General features: G+C 70.0%; 20 protein-coding genes. 15 read left to right on the forward strand and 5 right to left on the reverse strand.

Annotation, left to right across the window (positions count from 1 at the left end; translation table 11 throughout):
• The first annotated feature begins 20 nt into the window (after window positions 1-20).
• Together AC0IW9_RS11425 and htpG are read left to right on the forward strand one after the other, a co-directional pair.
• The gene (locus AC0IW9_RS11425) at window positions 21-998 is read left to right on the forward strand and encodes a TRAP transporter substrate-binding protein (protein ID WP_471648369.1); all 978 of its coding nucleotides are present in this window, start codon (window positions 21-23) and stop codon (window positions 996-998) included.
• A gap of 118 nt (window positions 999-1,116) precedes the next feature.
• On the forward strand, window positions 1,117-2,970 hold the full coding sequence (gene htpG / locus AC0IW9_RS11430) for a molecular chaperone HtpG (RefSeq protein ID WP_471648370.1): 1,854 nt from the start codon (window positions 1,117-1,119) through the stop codon (window positions 2,968-2,970).
• Here the strand turns inward: htpG and AC0IW9_RS11435 are convergent.
• Window positions 2,948-3,913 carry a magnesium transporter CorA family protein gene (locus AC0IW9_RS11435; RefSeq protein ID WP_471648371.1) on the reverse strand — a complete coding sequence of 322 codons (966 nt, stop codon included), beginning with the start codon at window positions 3,911-3,913 and terminating at the stop codon, window positions 2,948-2,950. The genes htpG and AC0IW9_RS11435 overlap by 23 nt on opposite strands.
• A gap of 105 nt (window positions 3,914-4,018) precedes the next feature.
• Between AC0IW9_RS11435 and recO the strand changes: the two genes are divergently transcribed.
• The 3 genes from recO to parC all read left to right on the forward strand — a co-directional run bounded on the left by recO (window position 4,019) and on the right by parC (window position 8,119).
• Window positions 4,019-4,756, forward strand: a complete 738-nt coding sequence (gene recO, locus AC0IW9_RS11440) for a DNA repair protein RecO (RefSeq protein WP_471648372.1) — start codon at window positions 4,019-4,021, stop codon at window positions 4,754-4,756.
• A gap of 21 nt (window positions 4,757-4,777) precedes the next feature.
• Window positions 4,778-5,806: an LLM class flavin-dependent oxidoreductase gene (locus AC0IW9_RS11445; RefSeq protein ID WP_471648373.1), complete on the forward strand. Its 1,029-nt coding sequence runs from the start codon at window positions 4,778-4,780 to the stop codon at window positions 5,804-5,806.
• Between the two features lie 72 nt (window positions 5,807-5,878).
• Complete coding sequence (gene parC, locus AC0IW9_RS11450) at window positions 5,879-8,119, forward strand: DNA topoisomerase IV subunit A (RefSeq protein WP_471648374.1); 2,241 nt, start codon at window positions 5,879-5,881, stop codon at window positions 8,117-8,119.
• 12 nt (window positions 8,120-8,131) lie between these two features.
• Here parC and queE read toward each other — a convergent pair whose 3' ends face one another.
• Together queE and AC0IW9_RS11460 are read right to left on the reverse strand one after the other, a co-directional pair.
• Window positions 8,132-8,746: a 7-carboxy-7-deazaguanine synthase gene (gene queE, locus AC0IW9_RS11455; RefSeq protein ID WP_471648375.1), complete on the reverse strand. Its 615-nt coding sequence runs from the start codon at window positions 8,744-8,746 to the stop codon at window positions 8,132-8,134.
• Between the two features lie 64 nt (window positions 8,747-8,810).
• Window positions 8,811-10,130 carry an NAD(P)/FAD-dependent oxidoreductase gene (locus AC0IW9_RS11460; RefSeq protein WP_471648376.1) on the reverse strand — a complete coding sequence of 440 codons (1,320 nt, stop codon included), beginning with the start codon at window positions 10,128-10,130 and terminating at the stop codon, window positions 8,811-8,813.
• A gap of 96 nt (window positions 10,131-10,226) precedes the next feature.
• Here AC0IW9_RS11460 and AC0IW9_RS11465 point away from each other — a divergent pair, with 96 nt between their 5' ends.
• The 6 genes from AC0IW9_RS11465 to AC0IW9_RS11490 all read left to right on the forward strand — a co-directional run bounded on the left by AC0IW9_RS11465 (window position 10,227) and on the right by AC0IW9_RS11490 (window position 15,849).
• Window positions 10,227-11,330, forward strand: a complete 1,104-nt coding sequence (locus AC0IW9_RS11465; protein WP_471648377.1) for an extracellular solute-binding protein — start codon at window positions 10,227-10,229, stop codon at window positions 11,328-11,330.
• A gap of 94 nt (window positions 11,331-11,424) precedes the next feature.
• The gene (locus AC0IW9_RS11470) at window positions 11,425-12,372 is read left to right on the forward strand and encodes a 2-hydroxyacid dehydrogenase (protein WP_471648378.1); all 948 of its coding nucleotides are present in this window, start codon (window positions 11,425-11,427) and stop codon (window positions 12,370-12,372) included.
• Between the two features lies 1 nt (window position 12,373).
• Complete coding sequence (locus tag AC0IW9_RS11475; RefSeq protein ID WP_471648379.1) at window positions 12,374-13,144, forward strand: class II aldolase/adducin family protein; 771 nt, start codon at window positions 12,374-12,376, stop codon at window positions 13,142-13,144.
• A 32-nt stretch (window positions 13,145-13,176) separates the two neighbouring features.
• Window positions 13,177-14,238, forward strand: coding sequence for an ABC transporter ATP-binding protein (locus tag AC0IW9_RS11480; protein WP_471648472.1), 1,062 nt, complete (start codon window positions 13,177-13,179; stop codon window positions 14,236-14,238).
• Window positions 14,228-15,064, forward strand: coding sequence for an ABC transporter permease (locus tag AC0IW9_RS11485; protein WP_471648380.1), 837 nt, complete (start codon window positions 14,228-14,230; stop codon window positions 15,062-15,064). Before AC0IW9_RS11480 ends, AC0IW9_RS11485 begins: the two co-directional genes overlap by 11 nt.
• On the forward strand, window positions 15,061-15,849 hold the full coding sequence (locus AC0IW9_RS11490; RefSeq protein ID WP_471648381.1) for an ABC transporter permease: 789 nt from the start codon (window positions 15,061-15,063) through the stop codon (window positions 15,847-15,849). The genes AC0IW9_RS11485 and AC0IW9_RS11490 overlap by 4 nt, the downstream gene beginning before the upstream one ends.
• A gap of 19 nt (window positions 15,850-15,868) precedes the next feature.
• Here the strand turns inward: AC0IW9_RS11490 and AC0IW9_RS11495 are convergent, their stop codons facing one another.
• Together AC0IW9_RS11495 and AC0IW9_RS11500 are read right to left on the reverse strand one after the other, a co-directional pair.
• A complete protein-coding gene (locus tag AC0IW9_RS11495; RefSeq protein WP_471648382.1) occupies window positions 15,869-16,408 on the reverse strand; it encodes a hypothetical protein in 540 nt (179 codons plus the stop codon).
• 223 nt (window positions 16,409-16,631) lie between these two features.
• Window positions 16,632-18,209, reverse strand: a complete 1,578-nt coding sequence (locus tag AC0IW9_RS11500; protein WP_471648383.1) for an ABC transporter substrate-binding protein — start codon at window positions 18,207-18,209, stop codon at window positions 16,632-16,634.
• 161 nt (window positions 18,210-18,370) lie between these two features.
• On the opposite strand from AC0IW9_RS11500, the gene AC0IW9_RS11505 reads away from it, so the two are divergent.
• From AC0IW9_RS11505 to AC0IW9_RS11520, 4 genes are all read left to right on the forward strand, one after another.
• The gene (locus tag AC0IW9_RS11505) at window positions 18,371-19,987 is read left to right on the forward strand and encodes an amidohydrolase (RefSeq protein WP_471648384.1); all 1,617 of its coding nucleotides are present in this window, start codon (window positions 18,371-18,373) and stop codon (window positions 19,985-19,987) included.
• The gene (locus AC0IW9_RS11510; protein WP_471648385.1) at window positions 19,987-20,928 is read left to right on the forward strand and encodes an ABC transporter permease; all 942 of its coding nucleotides are present in this window, start codon (window positions 19,987-19,989) and stop codon (window positions 20,926-20,928) included. The genes AC0IW9_RS11505 and AC0IW9_RS11510 overlap by 1 nt, the downstream gene beginning before the upstream one ends.
• On the forward strand, window positions 20,925-21,779 hold the full coding sequence (locus AC0IW9_RS11515; RefSeq protein ID WP_471648386.1) for an ABC transporter permease: 855 nt from the start codon (window positions 20,925-20,927) through the stop codon (window positions 21,777-21,779). Before AC0IW9_RS11510 ends, AC0IW9_RS11515 begins: the two co-directional genes overlap by 4 nt.
• Window positions 21,780-21,934: 155 nt before the next feature.
• Entirely contained in the window at window positions 21,935-23,515 is a 1,581-nt protein-coding gene (locus AC0IW9_RS11520; RefSeq protein ID WP_471648387.1) for an ABC transporter substrate-binding protein, read from the forward strand.

Genomic DNA, 23,515 nt, shown 5'->3' on the forward strand with positions numbered 1-23,515 from the left:
CCATCCTCTGGAGGAGCGGCATGCACCGTATCATCACCGCGGCCGTCGCCGCGCTCGTCACGCTTGTCACCCCGGCCGTCGCCCAGACCCGCTGGGTCATGGCCACCGCCTATCCGGATACCAATTTCCACACCCAGACCGTCCGCGGCTTCCTGGCCGACATCGAGGCGACGGCTCCCGGCAAGCTCGCCGTCCAGCTCCATACCAATGCCGCGCTGATGCCGCTGCCGCAGATCAAGCGCGGGGTGCAGACCGGGCAGATCCAGCTCGGCGAATTCCTGCTCGGCGCCTATGGCAACGAGGATCCGATCTACGAGGTCGACTTCCTGCCCTTCCTGGCGACCTCCTGGGCCCAGGGCCGCGCCCTCGGCCAGGCGATCGAGCCCGCCGTCCGCGCCCGGCTGGAGCGCCAGGGGCTGACCGCGCTCTACATGGTCCCTTGGCCCAGCCAGGGCCTCTATAGCCGCACCGAGCTGCGCAGCGTGGAGGACCTGAAGGGCGCCCGCTTCCGCGCCCAGACGCCGGTCATCGCCCGCATGGCCGAGCTGCTCGGCGCCACCCCGGTGCTGGTGCAGGCGGCCGATATCCCCCAGGCCTTCGCGACGGGCATCATCAACGCCATGATCACCAGCGCCCAGACCGGCGTCGACAGCGCCGCCTGGGACTATAGCCGCTACTTCTACAACATCGGCTTCACCCTGACCCGCAACGTGGTGGTGGCGAATACCCGGGCGCTCCGCGCCCTCGATGCCCCGACCCAGGCGGCCATCGCCGCCGCGGCGGACCGCGCCACGGCGCGCGGCTGGGAGGCGTCGCAGGCCTCCGAGCAGGTGATGACCGCCCGGCTGCTGGCCCAGGGCATGCTGACGCCGGAACCCTCGGAGGTGCTGATGACCGGCCTCCGCGCCATCGGCGCGAAGCAGGAGGAGGAATGGGTGGCCAAGGCCGGCCCCGACGGCCGCGCCATGCTGGACCGCTACCGCGCGCTGCTGCGCTGACCTCCTGCGTGGGGGCGGTCCCGGCGACCGCCGCCACACTTGACCCCCCGGCCTTGAACTCGTCACGAACCTCCCGCATATCGCCCGCGCGAGAGCCCGCAACCCTGGAGCATCCCCCGTGAGCGAAACCGTCGAGCGGCATGAATTCGGCGCCGAAGTCGGCCGCCTGCTGGACCTGGTGGTCCACGCCCTCTACTCCGACCGCGAAATCTTCCTGCGCGAGCTGGTGGCCAATGCGGCCGATGCGATCGACCGCCGCCGCTTCGAATCCCTGACCCAGGCGGTCACCCCGCCGCCGGCCGATGCCGCCATCCGCATCCTGCCGGACAAGGCCGCCCGCAGCCTGACCCTGACCGATGCCGGCATCGGCATGGCGAAGGAGGAGCTGGCGAAGAACCTCGGCACCATCGCCCGTTCCGGCACCCGCGCCTTCACCCAGTCGCTGGTCGATGCCAAGCCGGGCGAGCGGCCGAGCCTGATCGGCCAGTTCGGCGTCGGCTTCTACTCCGCCTTCATGGTCGCCGACCGGGTCGAGGTGACGTCCCGCCGCGCCGGGACCGAGGAGGCCTGGACCTGGGCCTCGGCCGGGCAGGGGGACTTCACCCTGGCACCCGCAACCCGCGACGAGCCCGGCACCACCATCACCCTGCACATGAAGGCGGATGCCGAGGAATTCCTCGAACCTCTGCGCCTGCAGACCATCATCCGCAAATGGGCCGACCACATCACGGTCCCCATCACCATTGCCGAGGACGGCAAGGACACCCCGGCCAACGAGGGCACCGCCCTGTGGCGCAAGGCCAAGTCCGAGGTCACCGAGGAACAGTACGCCGACTTCTACCGCCACGTCGGCCACTTCTTCGACAAGCCCTGGGCCACGCTGCACTGGCGCGCCGAAGGGACCACCGAATTCGCGGCGCTGCTCTTCATCCCCGGCATGAAGCCCTTCCAGGCGGTGGAGGGCGAGCGCGAGAGCCGCGTCCGCCTGCATGTCCGCCGCATGTTCATCACCGACGAGGCCGCGCTGCTGCCGCCCTGGCTGCGCTTCGTCCATGGCGTGGTGGACACCGAGGACCTGCCGCTCAACGTCTCGCGCGAGATGCTGCAGACCACCCCGGCGCTGGCCCGCATCCGCAAGGCGGTGACCAACCGCGTCATCTCCGAGCTCAAGACCCGCGCCAAGGATGCCGAGAGCTATGCCGGCTTCTGGGAGAATTTCGGCCCGGTGATGAAGGAGGGCGTCTGGGAGGACAGCGAGCACCGCAAGGAGCTTGCCCCCCTGCTGCGCTTCAAATCCTCGACCCAGGAGGGCTGGACCTCGCTGCCCGACTACGTCTCCCGCATGAAGGAAGGCCAGACGGCCATCTATATCCTGGTCGGCGACGATCCGGCGGCGCTGGCGAAGTCGAGCCAGCTCGAGGGCTTCACCGCCCGCGGCGTCGAGGTGCTGCTGCTTTCGGATCAGGTGGACAGCTTCTGGCCGGAACGCCTCGATGCCTTCGAGGACAAGCCGATCCGCAGCATCACCCAGGGCAGCGTCGACCTTTCCGCCATCGCTCCGGCCGTGGCCGATGCCGAGCCGCCGGCCGATACCGCGAAGCTGCTGCCGCTGCTGAAAGCGGCGCTTGAGGCGGAGGTCTCCGACGTCCGCACCACCGACCGGCTGGTCGACAGCGCCGTGGTCCTCGCCGCGCCGGAGCATGGCCCCGACCTGCAGATGCAGCGCCTGCTGCGCCGCGCCGGCCGCGGCTTCGGCGCCGGCAACCCGGTGCTGGAGGTGAACCCGCAGCACCCGCTGATCCGCCGCCTGGCGGAGCTGGCGGAGACGGGGGACGACCTCAAGGCGGCCGCCGGCACCTTGCTGGACCTCGCCCGGCTGCAGGATGGTGATACCCCGCGCGACCCCGCCGGCTTCGCCCGTCAGGTCGCCGGCATGCTGGCAGGAAGCCTCACAGCCAGCCCTTCAGCCTGAAGAGCACCAGCGGCAGCACCCCGCTGAGCACGATCAGCGCCAGCCCCCAGGGGTAGCCCAGCGCCCAGTCCAACTCCGGCATGAATTTGAAGTTCATGCCGTAGATGCTGGCGACCAGGGTCGGCGGGATGCCGACGACCGAGACCACCGTCAGGATCTTGATGGTGTTGTTCTGCTCGATGCTGATGAAGCCCAGCGTGGCATCGAGCAGGAACTGCACCTTGTCCGACAGCCGCGCGTCGTAGTCGTTGAGGGATGCGATATCCTGCCGCAGGGTGCGCACCCGGTGGTCGTATTCCGGCGGCACCCAGCGCCGCGCCTGCTCCACCGCGAAGGGCAGGATGCGCTCCACGCCGAGCAGCGTATCCCGCACGTTCGAGGTATATTCCCCCATCCGGCCGATCGAGCGCAGCGACAGCCGCAGCACCCGGTCCATCCGCGCCGGCGAATGGCGCAGCGGCACCTCCGCCTCGAAGGCCGCATGGGAGATGTCGTCCAGCTCGCCGCGGATGCGCTCCAGCGCATCGGCGATCCGGTCCACCATCGCCTCCAGCAGGCCGATGAAGGCGCCGAAGCTGCAACTCGTGTCCTCGGCCTTGCCGAATTGCCCGGCGAAGCTGTCGAAGGAGCCGATGGGGGCGAAGCGCACCGTCAGCAGCACCTGCGGCGACAGCACCAGCCCCAGCGCCGAGACCTGCGGCTTCGGCCCGTCGCCGCGCGAGATGATGGGCATGGAGAGATAGAGCACCTCGCCCTCGGCCATCAGCCGGCTGGAATTCTCGATCTCCCGCAGGCTCTCGAGGTCCGGCACCCGCAGCCCCGTGGTCCGGGCGACGAAGGCCTTCTCCGCCTCGGTCCCGTTCAGCAGGTCCAGCCAGACCGCCCCGGCCGGCAGCTCCGCCGGCAGCTCACCTGAAACCGGACCCGGATAGATTTTCAGCACCCAGCGCAACTCCTTCGCCCCGTGGCGTGATACCTTTCGCCCAGGCATCCATCGCCCCACATCCTGCGGCATGGACGCCTTACCGGACCCTGGCCGGAGCCTGACGTGAGCACCGAATGGAGCGGCCCCGCCGTCGTCCTCGCCACCCGGCCGCTCGGCGAATCGGGCGCCGTGGTGACCTTGCTGTCGGAAGCCCTGGGCCGCCATGCCGGTTTGGCCAAGGGGGGTGCCTCCCGCGCGCAATCCGCCGTGTGGCTGCCCGGCAACCTGGTGGAGGCCCGCTGGGTCGCCCGGCTGCCCGACCAGCTCGGCGCCCTCTCGGGCGAGATGGTGCATCCGGCGGCGGCGCTGGCCATGGAGGATCCGCTGGCCCTGGCCCTGCTGCGCGCCGCCTGCGCCGTGGCCGAGGGCGCCCTGCCGGAACGCCAGCCGCATCCCCGGTGCTTCCATGGCCTGGTGGCGCTGATCGCCCGGTTGGGGGAGGGGACCGCCGCCGCCCTGCCGGACTACATCCGCTGGGAGGCGGAGCTGCTGACCGAGCTGGGCTATGGCCTCGACCTCGCCCGCTGCGCCCTGACCGGCAGCGTCGATGACCTGACCCTGGTCTCCCCCCGCACCGGCCGCGCCGTCAGCACCGAGGCGGGCCTGCCCTGGGCCGACCGGCTGCTGCCGCTGCCGCGCTTCCTGCTGGGCCAGTCGAGCCCGGTGAGCATGGCGGATTGCCTGGCCGGGCTGCGGCTGACCGGGCATTTCCTCGGCCGCGACGCCTTCGGCCACCAGCAGCAGGGCCTCCCCATGGCGCGGGGCATGCTGCAGGATCGGGTGGCGGCCAGCCTGGACTGAGCCGGCGAGGAGCCCACCCGGATGAAGTTCTCCATCATGTTCAGCTTCGTCGCGCCGGAGGGCGGGCTGCTCAGCCACCGGGAGAGCTTCGCCCAGTTCACCGAGGTGCTGCCGCTGGTGGAGGCGCTCGGCTACCACGGCGTCCACGTCACCGAGCACCATTTCCAGCCCGATGGCTGGCTGCCCAGCCCGCTGCTGGTGCTGGCGACCGCCGCCGGGCTGACGAAGCGGGTCCGCCTCGTCTCCAACATCCTGGTCAGCACCCTGTATCACCCGGTGCAGCTGCTGGAGGATCTGGCGACCCTCGACCTGATCTCGAATGGCCGCCTCGGCCTCGGCACCGCCCCGGGCTATGTGCGGGAGGAATTCGCCGGCCGCGGCCTGGCCTATGAGGAGCGCTTCCGCCGGCACGAGGAGATCATCGACTTCCTCCAGCAGGCCTGGCGCAACCCGGACGACATCGGCTTCGCCGGCCATTTCTTCCAGGTGCCGAGCCTGGCGCTGAAGCCCCGCCCGGTGCAGCCGGAGCTGCCGATCTGGTACGGCGTCTCCGGCCCGCAGATGCTGGACCGGGCGGCGCGGCGCGGCGTCCCCGTCACCGCATCCCCCCGCCATACCACCGCCGAGCTGGCCGGGCATTTCGCCCGCTACGAGGCCGCTGCCGCCCGCTACGGCTATACCCCCACCGAGCGCCCGGTGATCCGCGAGGCGCTGGTGCTGGAGGACCGCGGCGAGGCCATCCGCTACGGCGCCCCCGGCACCAGCCAGCTCTTCGGCCTCTATGGCAAGAAATCGGCCTCCGGCGAGCGGGCGCTGCGCGACGACAGCGGCGCGCTGGTGACCGATGCGGATGCGATGGGCTTCCAGGCGCTCGCCTCCCGCTTCCTCATCGGCGACCCAGCCGAGGTGCGGGAGGGCGTGCAGGCCCTGGCGGAGGCGCTGCACCCGACCGAGATCGTGCTGCGGATGCAGATGCCGGATGTGCCGACCGAGGTGCTGGCGCGCTCGCTCCGGGTCTTCGCCGAGCATGTCATGCCGCATTTCGGCTGAGAGCCGGGTGGTCATCGGCCCGGCCCTCGGCTAGACTGCCAGTGAGAACAAAGCACGAAACTGGCGGATCCGATGCCCGACGACATCAAGACCCTCCCGCCCTCCGGGGATGGCGGCGGCACCCGCGATACCTTCCTCGCGGATGCCCTGTCCGAGCGCTACCTGGCCTATGCCATGTCCACCATCATGTCGCGGTCCCTGCCGGATGTGCGGGACGGGCTGAAGCCGGTGCATCGCCGGCTGCTCTGGGCGATGCACCAGCTGAAGCTGGACCCGGCGGCGGGCTTCAAGAAATGCGCCCGCATCGTCGGCGACGTCATGGGCAAGTACCACCCGCATGGCGACAGCTCGATCTACGAGGCGCTGGTCCGCCAGGCGCAGGATTTCGCCGCGCGCTACCCGCTGGTCGATGGCCAGGGCAATTTCGGCAATATCGACGGCGATAACGCCGCGGCCATGCGCTACACCGAGGCGCGGCTCACCACCGTCGCCGAGGCGCTCCTCCAGGGCATCGACGAGAACTCGGTCGATTTCCGCACCACCTACGACGGGGAGGAGCAGGAGCCTGTCGTCCTGCCCGCCGCCTTCCCGAACCTGCTGGCCAATGGCGCGACCGGCATCGCCGTCGGCATGGCGACCTCCATCCCGCCGCACAATGCCGGCGAGCTCTGCGGCGCCGCTCTGGCGCTGATCGCCAACCCGGCCGCCACCACCGCCGAGCTGCTGGGCCACATCAAGGGCCCGGATTTCCCGACCGGCGGCGTGCTGATGGAAACGCCGGAGGCGTTGCACGAAGCCTACGAGACCGGCCGCGGCGGCTTCCGCGTCCGCGCCGCCTGGCGCCGCGAGGACGGCAAGCTCGGCGCCTATACCATCATCATCGAGGAGATCCCCTACCAGGTCGCCAAGGCCAAGCTGATCGAGCAGATCGCGCAGCTGCTGGAGGAGAAGAAGCTTCCCCTGCTGGGCGACATCCGCGACGAGAGCACCGACAAGGTGCGCATCGTGCTGGAGCCGAAGAACCGCAACATCGACCCGGCGATGCTGATGGAGACGCTGTTCCGCGCCACCCAGCTCGAGAACCGCATCCCGCTGAACCTCAACGTGCTGGACGCCGACCGCACCCCCCGGGTGATGAGCCTGCGCGAGGTGCTGCGCGCCTGGCTCGACCACCGCCACGTCGTGCTGGTCCGCCGCACCCAGCACCGGCTGGATGCCATCGCCCGCCGGCTCGAGATCCTCTCCGGCTTCCTCATCGTCTACCTCAACCTCGACGAGGTCATCCGCATCGTCCGCGAGGAGGACAAGCCGAAGGAGGCGCTGATGCGCACCTTCGAGCTGACCGAGGTGCAGGCCAATGCCATCCTCGACATGCGCCTGCGCAGCCTGCGCAAGCTCGAGGAGATGGAGATCAAGCGCGAGCACACCAAGCTCACGAAGGAGCAGAAGGCGCTGCAGGGACTGATGTCCTCCGAGGCCAAGCGCTGGGCTGCCATCGCCGCGGAGGTCGAGGAAACGCGGCGGATGTTCGGCGACGGCGCGCTCGGCAACCGCCGCACCGTGACGGGCAACACCATGCCCAGCATCACCATCGACGAGAATGCCTTCGTCGAGCGCGAGCCGATCACCGTCATCCTGTCGGAGAAGGGCTGGATCCGCGCCCAGAAGGGCCACCTCGGCCCCGATGCGGAACTGCGCTTCAAGGAAGGCGACACGCTGCACACCGCGGTGCATGCGCAAAGCACCGACCGCATCATCCTCTTCGCCACCAATGGCCGCGCCTATACGCTGAAGGCCGAGGCCCTGCCGCGCGGCCGCGGCGACGGCCAGCCGGTGCGGCTGCTGGTCGAGATGACCAACGAGGATGCGGTGCTGGTCATGTTCGTCCAGGCCGAGGGCGCCCGCTACCTGGTCGCCGGCTCGGACGGCAAGGGCTTCCTGGTCGCCGGCGAGGATCTGGCAGCGGAGAAGCGGACCGGCAAGCAGGTGCTGGTGCTGGAAGCCGGCCGCGAAGCCGCGGTCTGCAAGCGCGCCGAGGGCGACATGGTCGCGGTGCTCGGCGAGAACCGCAAGCTGCTGGTCTTCCCGCTGGAACAGGTGCCGGAGATGGCGCGCGGCCGCGGCGTGCAGCTGCAATCCTACAAGGACGGCGGCCTGGCCGATGCCAAGGTCTTCGTCCGGAAGGAGGGGCTGAGCTGGCGCCTCGGCGACCGCATCCGCACCGAGGCCGATGTCACGCCCTGGCGTGGCAACCGCGCGACGGCCGGCAAGCTGCCGCCGAACGGCTTCCCCAAGTCCAACCGTTTCGAGTAGCGGGGGAGGGGGCTACCGCACCCCCCAGGTCTTGTGCGCCTGGATATTCAGCCGCCATTCCGGATGGTCCCGGCAATAGGCGGCGGCGGCGGCGGTATTGGCCGCGATCTCCGGCCCATCCATCGGGGAGAGCCAAAGCTGCCCGGCGGGGAAGCCAGCCAGCGCCGCCGGGTCCAGCCGGGCCTGGGGATAGACCAGCTTCAGCTCGCTGGCCTCGGCCAGGACCAGCGGCGCCCCGGCCTTGGGGCTGACGCAGACCCAGTCGATCGGCCCGGGCAGCGGCAGGGTGCCGTTGGTCTCGATCGCCACGGTGAAGCCGGCGGCGTGCAGCGCCGCCAGCAGCGGCGCATCCACCTGCAGCAGCGGCTCGCCGCCGGTCAGCACGGTGAAGCGGTGCCCGGCGCCCGCCGGCCAGAGGGCGAGGGCGGCGGCCACCAGGCTGGCGACATCATGCTTCTCGCCGCCGCGGAATTCGGTATCGCAGAAGCGGCAGACGGCGGTCGCCCGGTCCTCCTCCCGCCCGGACCACAGGTTGCAGCCGGCGAAGCGGATGAAGACGGCGGTGCGGCCGAGGTTGGCGCCTTCGCCCTGGGTGGTCAGGAAGATCTCGTGGACGGTATAGGTCAATGCGGGGGGTTCCGATTCAGGCCGTCCCTTCGGCCATCCACGCCCCCGCTGTCAACGCGCCGCCTCAGGCCGCCATGCGGTCGATCCGGTCCCGCAGCCGATACCACCCGCCGATGAAGGGCAGTACCCAGGCCGGATTGCCGGAATAGAAAGGCCGCGTCGGGAAGGGCAGGCCATCCAGCGCGAAGCGGGCATTGGCGGCGCCTGCCAGCTTCATCGCCACATTGTGCCCGAGCCAGGTCGCCATCGCCACGCCGCTGCCCTGACATCCGGCGGCGTAATGGATGCCGTCCTGCACCCCGATATGCGGCAGGTAGTCGAAGGTGAAGGCGACATGGCCGGTCCAGGCATGGGTGATCCGCAGCTTGGCCAGTTCGGGGAAGCAGGCCGTCATGTACTGGTGCAGCGCGACGGCCGTCTGCTCCGCCGTCGCCGCGCGGAAGCTGGCGCGGCCACCCCAGAGGATGCGCTTCCCGTCCGGGCTCGGCCGGAAGTAGTTCAGCACCCGCTTGCTGTCGGCGATCATCCGCCGGCCGGGGAAGAGCTTCTCGATCTTCTCCTCGCCCAGCTCCTCCGTAGCGATGATGTAGCTGTTCAGCGGCACCAGCCGACGCGCCAGCCAGGGGCTGGCGGTGCCGCGCGCATCAAGCGAATAGCCATTGGTCGTCACCAGCACCGCATCGGCGCGGATCTCGCCCTTGTCGGTCGCCACCCGGAAGCCGCCCGCCTCCTCGCGGATCTTCTGCACCCGCACGCCATCCACCAGCCGCGCCCCGGCGCGCTCGGCGGCCGCCGCCAGCCCGCGGGCATACTTGCCCGGATGCAGGCTGCCGGTCGCCGCCGCCAGCATACCGCCGTGGTAGTGGTCGCTCCCCAGCGCCTCCCGCTGTCGCGCCTTCGGCAGCATCTCGGTCGGCAGGCCGGTGAGCTCGGCCAGCAGCGGCGCCTTCTCCGCCATGGCGCGGTAATGCCCGGGCGACCAAGCCGCGGCGTAGCGGCCGCAGCGGATGTAGTCGCAGTCGATCTCCTCCCGCGCGATGGTCTCCTCGATGAAGGGCAGGCTGGCCGCGGCGGCGAGGGCGATCTGCTTGGCCCGCTCCGGCCCATGCGCCTGCTCGAGCCCGGTGCCCGCCACCTTCAGCCCGCCTGAGACCATCCCGCCGTTGCGCGAGGAGGCGCCCCAGCCGATCCGCTCGGCATCCAGCACCACCACCTGCTGGCCCAGCCGCCTGAGGGTCAGCGCCGCCGAGAGCCCGGCATAGCCGCCGCCGACCACCACCACCGCCGCCTTGTCCGGCAGCGCATTGTCGCGCTGCGGCGGCTCGGCCGCCTCCCACCACCAGGGGCTGGTCTTAAAACCGGGGGCGAACAATTGGTCGGACATCGAATGGAGGGCTCCCCGGCCGGCGCCGAATGCGCTTTGATCAGGCCTGGGTGAGGTTCACGCCGACGGCTCAACGCCGCAAGAGGGGCAATGCCCATGCAGAGTTTCCAGCAGGATTGCGTCGCACTGGCGCTCCGCCAGTACCGGCGCGGTCTGTTCTCCCGCCGCGCCCTGCTCCAGGGCCTCGCCGCGCTCGGCGTCATCGCCGCCGGCGACGAGGCCGCGGCGCAGGCCGAGCGGCAATTGGTCATGGTCAATTGGGGCGGCCTGGCCAACGAAGGCTTCGGCAAATTCTACGGCGCCCCCTTCCTGGCGGAGACGCCGGGCTGGAAGGTGGTGCAGGACAGCACCGGCCCGGCCACGGGGCGCATCCGCAGCATGGTCGAGAGCGGTCGTACGACCTGGGACCTCTGCGACAGCTCGGCCAGCGGCGCCAACCTGCTGGGCAAGCTGAACCTCGCGACCAGGATCGACTACGGGATCGTCGACCGCAGCAACGTCATCGGCCCGGGCTTCGCGCTGGAGTACGGCGCCGCGCCCTATTCCTTCAGCAGCGTGCTGGTCTACGACAGCGCCAAATTCCCGACCGCGCCCACCGGCTGGGCGGATTTCTGGGATACCCGCAAATTCCCCGGCACGCGGTTGCTGCGGCGGGATGCGACCTGCTCCCTGGAAGCCGCCATGCTGTCGATGGGGAAGGACCCGGCTTCGCTCTATCCGCTCGATACCCGCGCCGCGCTGAAGCGCGTGCTGGAGCTGCGCCGCAACCTGGTCATGTGGACCAATGGCAGCGAATCCGAGCAGCTGATGCGCACCGGAGAGGCGGTGATGGGCCAGATCTGGCACACAAGGGCGACGGTGCTGGAGAAGGAATCGAACGGCCGGTTCAAGTTCATCTGGAACCAGGGCATCCTGCAGCCCGGCATCTTCGTCATCCCGAAGGGCAATCCGGGCGGTGAGATGGCGCAGCGGCTGCTCGCCAGCATGCTCGCCAAGCCGGAACCGCAGGTCGGCCTGCTTGGCTTGCTGGGCAATGGCCCGACCAATCCAAAGGCCGCCGCCCTGGTCCCGGCCGAGCTGCGCCGCTTCAACCCGACCGATCCGGAGAACGAGAAGCAGCAGGTGGTGATCAACGGTACCTGGTGGGGGGAGAACTACCAGGCGGTGAACCAGGACTACATCGACGCCGTCACAGGGTGACCCGCCGGGCCAGGGGCACCGCTCCTGGCCCGAATCCTGCTAGCCCCCGGCCCGAAGCTGCGGCACGCTTGCTGCAACGCAATACGAGGTCCGGATGTCGCAGCGCTTGATGGTGGTGAAATCCGGCGGCGAGGCCGTGTTCGAGGAATGGCGGGCCTGCTTCGAATCCCTCTCGCCCGGGCTTAGGGTCCGCTACTGGACCGATCCCGAGGTGCGCCCCGAGGAGATCGACTACGCCCTGGTCTGGGACCCTGAGCCCGGCCGCCTCGCCGCCATGCCGAAGCTGCAGGTGGTCTTCGGCTCGGGCGCCGGGGTCGATGGCATCGTCGCCGACCCCGCCTATCCGCTGCACATCCCGCTGGTGCGGATGAGCATCCCGGAGGCGACCGAGCGCATGGGCGAGTATTGCTGCTGGGCCGCCCTGTCGCTGCTGAAGGATGCCCGGCGCATGGCCATCGCCCAGGCCGCCGGCCGCTGGGAGGATTTCGAGCCGCCCTATCGCGCCAGCCAGCGCACCGTCGGCATCATGGGCCTCGGCAACATGGGGGCGCGGACGGCGGCCATGCTGCAGGGCATCGGCTTCCCCGTCATCGGCTGGTCCCGCGGCCGCAAGTCGGTCCCCGGTGTCGAGAGCTATGCCGGCGATGCCGAGCGCGACGCCTTCCTGGCGCGGACCGATATCCTGATCTGCCTGCTGCCGGCGACGCCGGACACCCGCCACATCATCAATGCCGCGACGCTGGCGAAGCTGCCGCGCGGCGCCGGCTACATCGGCGCCGGGCGCGGCATGCAGCAGAAGCTCGACGACATCCTGGCCGCGCTGGACGACGGCCAGCTCGGCGGTGCCGTGCTCGACGTCTTCGAGCCCGAGCCGCTGGCGCCGGGCCACCCGCTCTGGTCGCATCCGCGCTGCACCGTCACGGCCCATGTCGCCAGCCTGCCGTCGCGGATGGAACGCTCCGCCGCCGTCGCCGCCGCCATCGCGGGCTTCGAGCGGGGCGAGCCGCTGCCCAACCTGTTTGATCACGCCAAAGGCTACTGACATGCCGCTTCCCGCCCCGCCGCGCCGGCCCGACCCGGACCACATCTTCACCGAGCAGGAGCTGCGCGAGGACCTCGCCGCCGCCTACCGGCTGATCGCCCTCTACGGCATGACCGACCTGGTCTTCACCCACCTCTCGGTCCGGGTGCCGGGGCCGGGGCATCGCTTCCTGGTCAATCCCTACGGGCTGCTGTTCGAGGAGATCACCGCCTCCTCCCTGGTCATGGTGGATGCCGAGGGCGAGCCGGCACAGCCGACCGACTGGCCGGTCAACCCGGCCGGCTTCGTCATCCATTCCGCCGTGCACCTCGGCCGCGACAGCGCGCAATGCGTGATGCACACCCATACCCTGGCCGGCATGGCGGTGGCCGCCCAGGCGGGCGGGCTGCTGCCGCTGAACCAGATCAGCATGGAATTCGACGGCCGCGTCGCGGTGCACGACTACGAGGGCGTCGCCGCCGACGACAACATGTCGGAGCGCGAGCGGCTGGTGGCCGACCTCGGCGACCGGCCCTGCATGATCCTCCGCAACCACGGGCTGCTGACCGTCGGCGCCACGGTGCGGGAGGCCTTCTACTGGATGTGGTACCTCGAGCAGTCCTGCCGCATCCAGCTCGCGGCGCAGGGCTCCGGCGTGCCGTTGGCGATTCCCTCGGCCGAGACGGTCGCCCGCACCCGCGCCCAGTTCAGCATGGGGCCGACCAAGGGCTGGCTGCCCTGGCAGGCGCTGAAGCGCAAGCTCGACCGCGAGCAGCCGGACTACCGGAGCTGAGCGCGACCGCCCACGCGCTGGAACTGCGTGACCTGACCAAGCGCTACGGCCAATTCACCGCGGTCGATGCCGTCTCGCTCAGCGTCCCGCGCGGGGCCTTCCTGACCCTGCTCGGGCCTTCCGGCAGCGGCAAGACCACCATCCTGATGACCATCGCCGGCTTCGTCGCGCCGAGCGCGGGCATGGTGCTGCTGGATGGCAGCGACATCACCCCGCTGCCGCCGGAGCGCCGCGACTTCGGCATGGTCTTCCAGGGCTATGCGCTGTTCCCGCACATGACCGTGGCGGAGAACGTCGCCTTTCCGCTGCGGGTCCGCGGCCTGTCGCGGGCCGACCGCGATGCCAAGGTCCGCGCCGCGCTGGACCTGGTGCAGCTCGACCGCTTCGCCGAGCGCAGGCCTTCGCAATTGTCGGGCGGCCAGCAGCAGCGCGTGGCGCTGGCCCGCGCCCTGGTCTTCGACCCGGCGCTGCTGCTGCTGGACGAACCGCTCTCGGCGCTCGACAAGAAGCTGCGCGCCGAGCTGCAGGAGGAGCTGAAGGCGCTGCACCGCCGGGTCGGTCGCACCTTCGTCAACGTGACGCATGACCAGGAGGAGGCGCTGTCGCTCTCCGACCAGGTCGCCATCCTCAACCACGGCAAGCTGATCCAGCTCGGCGCGCCCGAGGCGCTGTACGAGCAGCCGCGCACCCGCTTCGTCGCCGATTTCCTCGGCAAGTCGAACTTCCTCCAGGGCACCGTGCGGGAAAGCCATCCGGGCGGGCTGACGCTGCAGGCAGGCGCCACCACCCTGGTCCAGCAGGCGCCGCGTGCCCTCCGCCCCGCCGCCGGCAGCCTGGCGCTGCTCTCCCTCCGCCCGGAGAAGATCGCCCTGCTGGCCGAGGGCGAGGCCGAGGACAACCAGGTCGAGGGCCAGATTGCCGCCTGGGCCTATCTCGGGGCCGGCTTCCTGCTGGTGGTCCGCACCGCCGACCTCGGCGAGATCCGCGTCACCCTGCCATCCTGGCGCGCGCCGATCGCCCCCACCGAGGGCCTCACGGTCCGCCTCGGCTGGTCCGCCGATGCCGCCGTCCCGGTGCTCGACGATGCAGCGTAGCGCGCTCGGCTGGTGGCTGCTGCTGCTGCCGGCCTTCCTGCTGATGACGGTCTTCTACATCGCGCCGATCCTCCAGGTGCTGACCATCTCGGTCACCGAGCCGGAACTCGGCTTCGGCAACTACGAACGCCTGCTGACCAACATGGGCGTGCAGCGCGTCATCGGCACGACGCTGCGGATCGGCCTGCTCACCACCGTCATCGCGCTGCTGCTCGGCTATGCCCTGGCCTATGTCATCGCCCTCGCCAAGCCGCGGGCGCAGCGCTGGTGGCTGCTGTGCGTGCTGCTGCCGCTCTGGATCAGCGTCCTGGTCCGCGCCTTCGCCTGGGTGACGCTGCTGCGCCGGCAGGGGCTGGTGAACCAGGGGCTGCAGGCGGCGGGCGTCATCGATGCGCCGCTGGCGCTGGTCTGGAACGAATTCGGCATCGTTATCGGCATGGTCCACTACATGGTGCCCTATGCGGTGCTGCCGATCCTGGCCAGCATGCGGGAGATCGACCCGCGGCTGCTGGCCGCGGCGCGCGGCCTCGGCGCCTCCCGCCGCACCGCCTTCCTCCGCATCTTCCTGCCGCTCTCGGCGCCGGGGCTGGTCGCGGCGGGGGTGCTGGTCTTCATCTTCTCGCTCGGCTTCTACATCACCCCAGCCATCCTCGGCGGCGGCAAGACGCTGATGGCGGCGGAGTGGATCAAGCTGCAGATCCTCGACATCATCCGCTGGGGGCTCGGGACCATGCTGGCGACGGTCATGGTGGTCGCCATCCTGGTGACGCTCGGCATCTTCTCCCGCATCGTCGATCTGCGCCGCATGTTCGGGGCAAGGGCATGACCGGCGGGTACGGGGCTGGCCCCTTCGCCCGCATCATCGCCTGGGCGACGGTGCTCTACCTCATCCTGCCCATCACCATCGTCCTGCCGGTCTCGGTCACCGACCAGCGCTTCCTCTCGCTGCCCGAGCACGGCATCAGCTTCCGCCACTACGCCAATCTGTTGACCTCGGAATCCTGGCTGAACTCGATCGGCCAAAGCGCGCTCATCGCCGTCGCCTCGACGGTGATCGCGGTCGTCGCCGGCACGCTCTGCGCCATCGGCTGCTGGCGCATCGGCCGCCGCAGCACGGAGCTGCTCCGCGCCGTCATGCTGCTGCCGCTGATCATCCCCTCGATCGTCTATGCGATCGGCCTCTACCGCTACTTCGGCAAGCTGGACCTGCTGGACCGCTTCCTCGGCGTCACCCTGGCGCACGGGGTCACCGGCATCCCCTATGTCATCATCACCGTCTCGACGGCATTGGCCGCCTTCGACCCGCGGCTGGAACAGGCGGCGCGGGGCATGGGCGCCAGCCTCGGGCAGACGCTGCGCTGGGTGATCCTGCCGCGCATCTTCCCCGGCATCGCCTCGGGCGCGATCTTCGCCTTCATCCACAGTTGGGATGAGCTGGTGATGGTGCTCTTCATCGCCAGCCGGCAGGTCTTCACCCTGCCACGCAAGATCTGGGACGGCATCAACGAGAACCTGGACCCCAGCATGGCCGCCGTGGCGGTGCTCCTGATCCTCTTCACCATCGCCCTGCTGGCGGTGGACGGCATGCTCCGGTCGCGGCGGGACCCCTGAGGGCCCCGCCGCTTCCATCCTAGCGCCGGGTGATCAGCAGCCCGAGCATGAAGCCCACCGCGCCGGCGCCGAGCAGCGCCAGCAGCGGCTCGCTCCGCACCACGCCGCTGACGTATTCGCCGGTCTGCGCCGCAACCTCGGAACCCTGCTTATAGGCCTGGTTGCCGGCACGGCTCACGCTGTCGCTGGCCTGCCGGACCATGCGGCTTGCCGTGGCACCGACCTCGTCGGCCTTGTCGCTGGCCTGTTCCCAGACCTCGCCGGCCTTCTCCTTGGTCTGGTCCCAGACCTCGTCGGCCTTGTCGGCGGTCTCTTCCGCGACGTCGCTCGCCTTGTCCTTGGTCCGCTCCCAGGCCTCGCCGGCCTTGGCTGCGGTCCGGTTGGCCGCGTCGCCCGCCTTGTCCGCGACCTTGCCGGCCTCGTCCTTGGTCTTGTCCCAGGCCTCGCCGGCCTTGGCCGCGGTCCGGTTGGCGGCATCGCCCGCCTTGTCCGCAGCCTTGCCGGCTTCGTCCTTGGCCTTGTCCCAGGTCTCGCCGGCCTTGTCGGAGGCCTTGTCCATGGCCTTGCCCGCTTGCCCAGCGGCAGATTGACCAGAACCGAACTGGCCAGACCCGGATTGACCCATACCAGACTGGCTGGTCGCAGGATGGCCCGGGGTCGCGCCCATGGCATCCTTGCTATGGGCACCCACCGCGGCGGCGCCGCTACCCTCGATCCGATCGCTCATGCGGCATCTCCTTGCGTTGCGCCGAGGAAACGCCGCATGTCGCCGCCGGTTCGGGCTACTTCTTCGCCACGCCCCAGAAGACCGGAACGGTCGTCGGCCGTAACCCTTCGATATTCGCCCGATGCGCGCTCAAGGTCCGGTATTGTCCCGCATTGATATAGGGCAGCACCGCATAGGCCCGGGCATGCACCTGCTCCAGCACCTCCCGCCGCTTGGCCACGTCGCTCTCCTCCCACCAGGCGCGCCGCAGCCGCTCCAGCTCGGCATCGCAGGGCCAGCCGGCGAGCCCGCCCTCGCAGGGGGAGGCGAGATACAGGTTGGTCAAGGGGTTCTGCGCGTCCAGCACATTGGCGATCGTCACGAAAAGGTTCCAGCCGCCCTGGTCCTGCGGCTCCCGCCGGTTGCGCCGCTGGGTCAGGGTCGCCCAATCCATGGAAGGCAGGTCCATGTTCAGCCCGCCGCGCTGCATCGCCGCGCCCATGGTCAGGGTCACGGCATTGTTGGTCGGGCTATCCGTCGCGTTGAGGAAGACCACCTTCCGCCCGTCGTAGCCGGCCTCCCGCAGCAGCGCCCGCGCCTTGTCGAGGTCCACCGCCCGCAGCCCCTCGGCCCCGGCGCTGCTCTCGAGCGGAGTGCCGCAGAGGAAATAGGCGGGGCAATAGGGCACCTGCTCGCTGGCGCGGATGCCGGCGGCATCCAGGTTCTCCTGCTGGTTGATCAGGTGGAGCAGCGCCCGCCGCGCCCGCGGGTCATTGAAGGGCGGCTGCGCATGGTTGATCCGCAGCCAGATGACGGAGCCCGCCGGGTTCAGCGCGAACAGGCGGATGTTGCGGTTCCGCTCCAGCGTCGGGATCAGGTCGGGGGAGGGGACCTCCAGGAAATCCAGCTCGCCCGATTGCAGCGCCGCCGCCGCCGTCGCGGCATCCGGCATCGACAGCCATTCCAGCCGCTCGACCCTCACCACCTTGCCGCCGGCCAGCCCATCCGCCGGCTCGGGGCGTGGCCGATAGGCCGGGTTGCGGCGATAGACCGCGCGGTCGCCGACCCGCCATTCATCGGCCTGGAAGATGAAGGGGCCGGAGCCGGTCGCCTCGGTGATGGCCGTCGTCGCCGGCGTCTGCGCCAGCCGCTCGGGCAGGATGAACAGCGCGCTCGCGGTCGGCCGCGCCAGGGCCTCGGTCACCAGGGCGAAGGGCCGCGCCAGGACCAGGGTGAAGGTCCTGTCGTCCACCACCTCCAGCGACCCGGTCGCCGCCGCCAGCGCCCGGCCGACCACGTCCCGCTGCGCCCAGCGCCGGATGGAGGCGACCGCATCCGCCGCCCGCACCGGCGCGCCGTCGTGGAAGGCCAGCCCCTCCCGCAGGGTGAAGCGCCAGGACATCCCATCGGCCGAGCGCTCGAAGCGCTCCACCATCTGCGGCTGCGCCTCGCCCTTGCTGTCGAGCGCGAAGAGCTGGTCATAGACCATGAAGCCGTGATTGCGGACGAAGGCCGCGGTGGATTGCACCGGGTCGAGGCTGGCGAGGTCGTTCACCAGCACGACCTTGAGCGTCTGCGCGCTGGCCGGCGCGGCCAATGCGACGCCCAGGGCAACGGTGGCAAGCAGGCGGCTGATGCGGGATGGTGCGGCCATGGTATCCTCTGCCCTCGGGCTATGCAGGGCCAGTGTCGCTGGCGGATTGCATCGCTGCAACGGCGGTTGACGCCACCCGCCCCCGCAGCGACCATCCAGCGCCCAAGGAGCCGCCCGATGAACGTCGCATCCTCGCCGCCAGGCCGCCCGGAGCATCGGGCTTGAACGCTGACCTGCTGCTGGAAGGCCGCATCTTCCGCGGCCTCGCCGGCGGTTTCGCCGAGGCCGTCGCGGTGAAGGACGGCCATGTCCTCGCCGTCGGCAGCCGCGAGGATGTCGCCAACCTGGTCGGCGCCGGCACGAGGCGCATCGCCCTCGGCAGCCGCGTCGCCATCCCCGCCTTCAACGAGGCGCATATGCACCTGCTGGCCTATGGCCTCGGCCTGACCCAGGTGAACCTGCGCGCCGAGGAGGTCCGCTCCCTCGACGAAACCCTGTCGCGCCTCCGCGCCGCGGCGCAATCGGCGCCGAAGGGCGCCTGGATCCTCGGCCGCGGCTACGACCACACCGCGCTCGACATCGGCCGCCACCCGACCGCGGCCGAGCTCGACGCCGCCGCCCCGGACAACCCGGTCTTCATCACCCGCACCTGCGGCCACATGGGCGTGGCGAATACCGCCGCGCTCCGCGCCGCCGGCATCGGCCACAACACCCCCGACCCGGAAGGCGGCGTCATCGAGCGGCGCGGCGGCGCGCTCACCGGCCTCATCCAGGAGCGCGCTATGCACCTGGTGAAGCAGGCGATGCCGGAGCCGACCGAATCCCGCATGGTCGACGCCATCGCCGCCGCCTGCACCCGCCTCGCCGGCATGGGCTTCGCCTCGGCGACCGACATGAATGTCGGCATGACCGCCGGCATGGCCGAGATAGCCGCCTTCGACGCCGCCAAGGCCGGCGGCCGCCTGCCGCTGCGCATGTGGCAGGTCCTGGCCGGCAACCCCGAGGGCATCGCCGCCGAGGCCTGGGCCGCCGGCCTGCGCCCGATGGATGGCGACGACAGCCTGCGCTGGGGCGCGGTCAAGGTCTTCGCCGATGGCAGCGCCGGCGGGCTGACCGCCGCCTTCTTCGACCGCTACCTGCCGGCCGATACCTGCGGCGTCTTCACCTTCCCCGACGAGACCATCCACAACCTGCTGCGCCTGTACCACGAGCAGGGCTGGCAGCTCGACATCCACGCCATCGGCGATGCGGCGATCGAGCAGGTGCTGGCCGGCATGGAATACGCCGATACGCCCGACCATCCCTTCACCGGCCGCCGCCACCGCATCGAGCACTGCGGCTTCGTGACCCGGCACCAGCGCCGCCGCATGCTGGCGCGGGGGATCCTGCCGGTGCCGCAGCCGGTCTTCATGTACGAGTTCGGCGATACCTACGTCGCCAACCTCGGCCTCGAGCGGTCGCAATACGCCTATCCCATGCGGACCTGGCTGGAGGAGGGCCACCACCCCGCCGCCTCCTCCGACAGCCCGGTCTCAACGGTCGATCCCTTCATCAACCTGCGGGCCATGCTGACGCGGAAGACCAACCGCGGCAGCATCCTCGGCCCCGAAGAAGCGCTGACCGCCGAGCAGGCGATCCATTGCCAGACCTGGTGCGGCGCCTTCACCCAATTTGCCGAGACCCGCCGCGGCACGCTCGAGCCCGGCATGCAGGCCGATATCGCCGTCCTCTCCCAGGATGTCTTCGCCATCGACCCCGATGCCGTGCCGGCGACCCAGGCCGACCTGACGCTCCGCGACGGTCGCCCGATCCACGACCGCCACGGCGAGTTCGCCTGATGCTGCGCCATACCCTGCAACGCCTGCTGCTGGCGATCCCGGTGCTGCTCGGCGTGCTGCTGATCGGCTTCCTGCTGATGCAGGTGGTGCCGACCGATGCCGCGACCGTCCGCGCCGGGCCCAATGCCACGCCCGATATCGTCGAGGGTATCCGCCGCGACCTCGGACTCGACAAGCCGCTCTACGTCCAGTTCGGCCGCTACCTCGGCCGCCTGGCCCAGGGCGACCTCGGCGTCTCCATCATCAACAACGTGCCGGTCAGCCAGGAGCTCGGCGCGACGGTCGGCCCGACGCTGGAACTGATGGCCGCCAGCCTGATCTGGGCCATCCCGCTCGGCATCCTGCTCGGCACCATCGCCGCCTATTGGCGGGCCACGATCATCGACCGCATCATCCTCGGCATCAGCGTCGCCGGCGGCTCCGTCCCGGTCTTCTTCCTCGGCCTGCTGCTGATCTGGTTCGTCGGCTTCCAGTGGCAGCTGCTGCCCTTCACCGGCCGCGGCGGGCCGCTCTACACCTGGGACGGCATCCAGGCGATCATCCTGCCCGCGCTCACCCTCGGTGGCGTCTTCATCGGCCCGGTCGCGCGCATGACCCGCACCGCGGTGCTCGACGTACTCTCGGCCGACCACGTCCGCACCGCCCGCGCCAAGGGCCTCACCGAGCGCCGCGTCGTCACCGCCCACGCACTCCGCAACGCGATGATCCCCATCGTCACCCTCATCGGCCTGCAGATCGGCTTCCTGCTCGGCGGCGCCGTGGTGACGGAGACCGTCTTCTCCTGGCCCGGCGTCGGGCGGCTGGCCGTCGGCGCCATCCTCTCCTCCGACCTGCCGATGGCCCAGGGCACCATCATCGTGCTCTCCTCCGGCTTCATCCTTATCAACCTCGCCGTCGATGTGCTCTACGCCGCGCTCGACCCGCGGATGCGCGCCGCATGAACGCCATCGCCCCGAAACGCCCCGGCCTGCTCCGCCGCCTGCTGCGCGACCCGACCGCCGCCGGCGCGCTGGTCTTCGTGCTGCTGCTGATCGGCGCCGCGCTGCTCGCGCCCTGGATCGCGCCGACCGACCCGCTCGACAACAACCTTTCGCTCTCGATGCAGCCGCCCGGCTCGCCCGGCCTGCCGCTCGGCGCCGACGCGCAGGGGAGGGACCTCATCACCCGCATGCTGTTTGGCCTGCGGGCATCGCTGCTGATGGGCTTCTTCGCGACGGCCGCCGGCGGCCTCGTCGGCGCCCTGCTCGGCTTCCTTGCCGCCTTCTACCAGCGCTGGCTGGACGGGCCGATCATGCGGCTGATGGACATGATGCTGTCCTTCCCCGCCATCCTGGTCGGCCTCGCCATCGCCGCCATCTTCGGCCCCGGCATCTTCAGCGTGGTCCTGGCGCTGTCCATCGCCACCATCCCGCTGATGGCCCGCATCACCCGTGGCAGCGCCCTGGTCACCATGCGGCTCGACTATATCGAGGCGGCGCGGGCCATCGGCATGACCGATGCGCGGCTGATCTGGCGCCACCTCGCGCCGAACTGCCTCTCCGCCATCTTCGTCTTCACCACCTTGCGCTTCGGTCAGGTCATCCTGCTGGGATCGGCGCTGTCCTTCCTCGGCCTCGGCGCCCAGCCGCCCACCGCGGAACTCGGCGCCATGGCCAGCGAGGGGCGCAACTTCCTGTTCTTCGCGCCGCATATCGCGGTGCTGCCCTGCATCGGCATCTTCGCCATCGTGCTGGCATTCAACCTGCTCGGCGATGCCTTGCGGGATGCACTGGATCCAAGGCTGCGGTTTTAAGGCAAGGTTGGGGAGAAGGTATTCTCCCCAAGCCCCTCATCTATTTCTATAAATAAGACAAGAGTTTAACTCATGGTTTCCAAAGGCCCTTCGGCCTTTGGTAGGGGGTCCTAGGGGGACAACGTCCCCCTAGCCTTCACCAACAGGAGACGACGATGAAGCACACAATCGCCGCCGCATTGCTCGCCCTGTCCGCCGGCACCGCGCTCGCCCAGCCCGCCCCGCGCAATACTCTCGTCATCCTGCGCGAGATCGACGCCGACAATTACGACCCGCCCCGCTCCACCGCCCGCTCCGCCGGCGAGAGCCTGTACATGATGAGCGACACGCTGGTCTCGCTCGACTGGGACATGAAGACCGTCCGCGCCGGCCTGGCAGAGCGCTGGGAGGTCTCGCCCGACGGCAAGACCTATACTTTCCACCTCAAGCGCGACGTCACCTTCTGCGACGGCAAGCCCTTCACCGCCCGCGACGTGGTCTATACCATCAACCGCTGGCTCGACCCGGCAACGCGCAGCCCGGTCCGCTGGCGCGCCGGCCCGGTCAAGGAAATCCGCGCCATCGACGACTACACGGTGGAATACGAGCTCACCGAGCCCTACGGCGAGCTGCTCTACCAGCTCAGCCTCTTCTTCGCCTCCATCGTCGACCAGGCGACGGTCGAGAAGCTCGGCGCGAACTTCGGCGTGCAGGGCTTCAACGGCACCGGCCCCTATTGCTGGTCGAGCTGGACGCCCCGCCAGGAGCTGATCCTGACCAGGCATCCCCGCTACACCTGGGGCCCGCCGCTGTACCAGAACCCGGCCCCGCAGGTGGACCGCGTCATCTGGCGGGTGGTGCCGGAAAGCCAGACGCGCCTCGCCGCGCTGCAGACGGGACAGGCGGATGCCACGCAATACATTCCGCCCATCGCCATCAGCCAGCTCCGCCGCATGCCCAACGTGCGCATGTCGACACAGGAGAATTACTTCTGGGACTACTTCGTCGGCTTCAAAGTCGACAAGCCCGTGGTCTCCGACCCCGCAGTCCGCCGCGCCATCAACCAGGCGGTCAACCGCAATGCCATCGTTCAGGCGGTGTGGTTCGGCAATGCCACGCCGGCCGATGGCTACATGAACCCCAATACCGCCGGCTACGACGCCGAGGCCGCCAAGCTGGTCCCGAGCTTCGACCCCGAGGCCGCGCGCCGCACGCTGGATGAAGCCGGCTGGACCATGGGCAGCGACAACGTCCGCGCCAAGGACGGGCTCCGCGCCAGCTTCCTGGTCTATGCCATCAATACCCAGCAGGGCCGCCAGGTGCTGGAGGCCATGCAGGCCGACCTCCGCCGTGTCGGCATCGAGATGAAGATCCAGCTCTGGGACGCGACCGTCGGCTGGGGGCGCCTCGCAACCCAGGAATTCGACGCCTTCATCATGTCCTACCCATATGTCACCGCGACCGACGGCATGGCGCTCTATTTCGACAGCCGCAACAAGCCGACGCCGAACCGCATGAACTGGTCGAGCCCCGAGACCGACCGCGCCCTCGACCAGGCCAAGGTCGCGCTCGACCCCGCCGTGCGCCTCGCCGCCATCGCCGAGGCGCAGCGCATCGTCTCGGCGGCCAATGTCTGGTTCCCCATCGCCCGGGAACAGATCTGGGTCGCCTCCTCCATGCGGGCCGAGGGCATCCGCGCCCATGGCATCTACGGTGTCGCGCTCTACAAGGGCCTCGACATCCGGCTGACGCGATAA

This window comes from Belnapia sp. AC561, assembly GCF_979252845.1.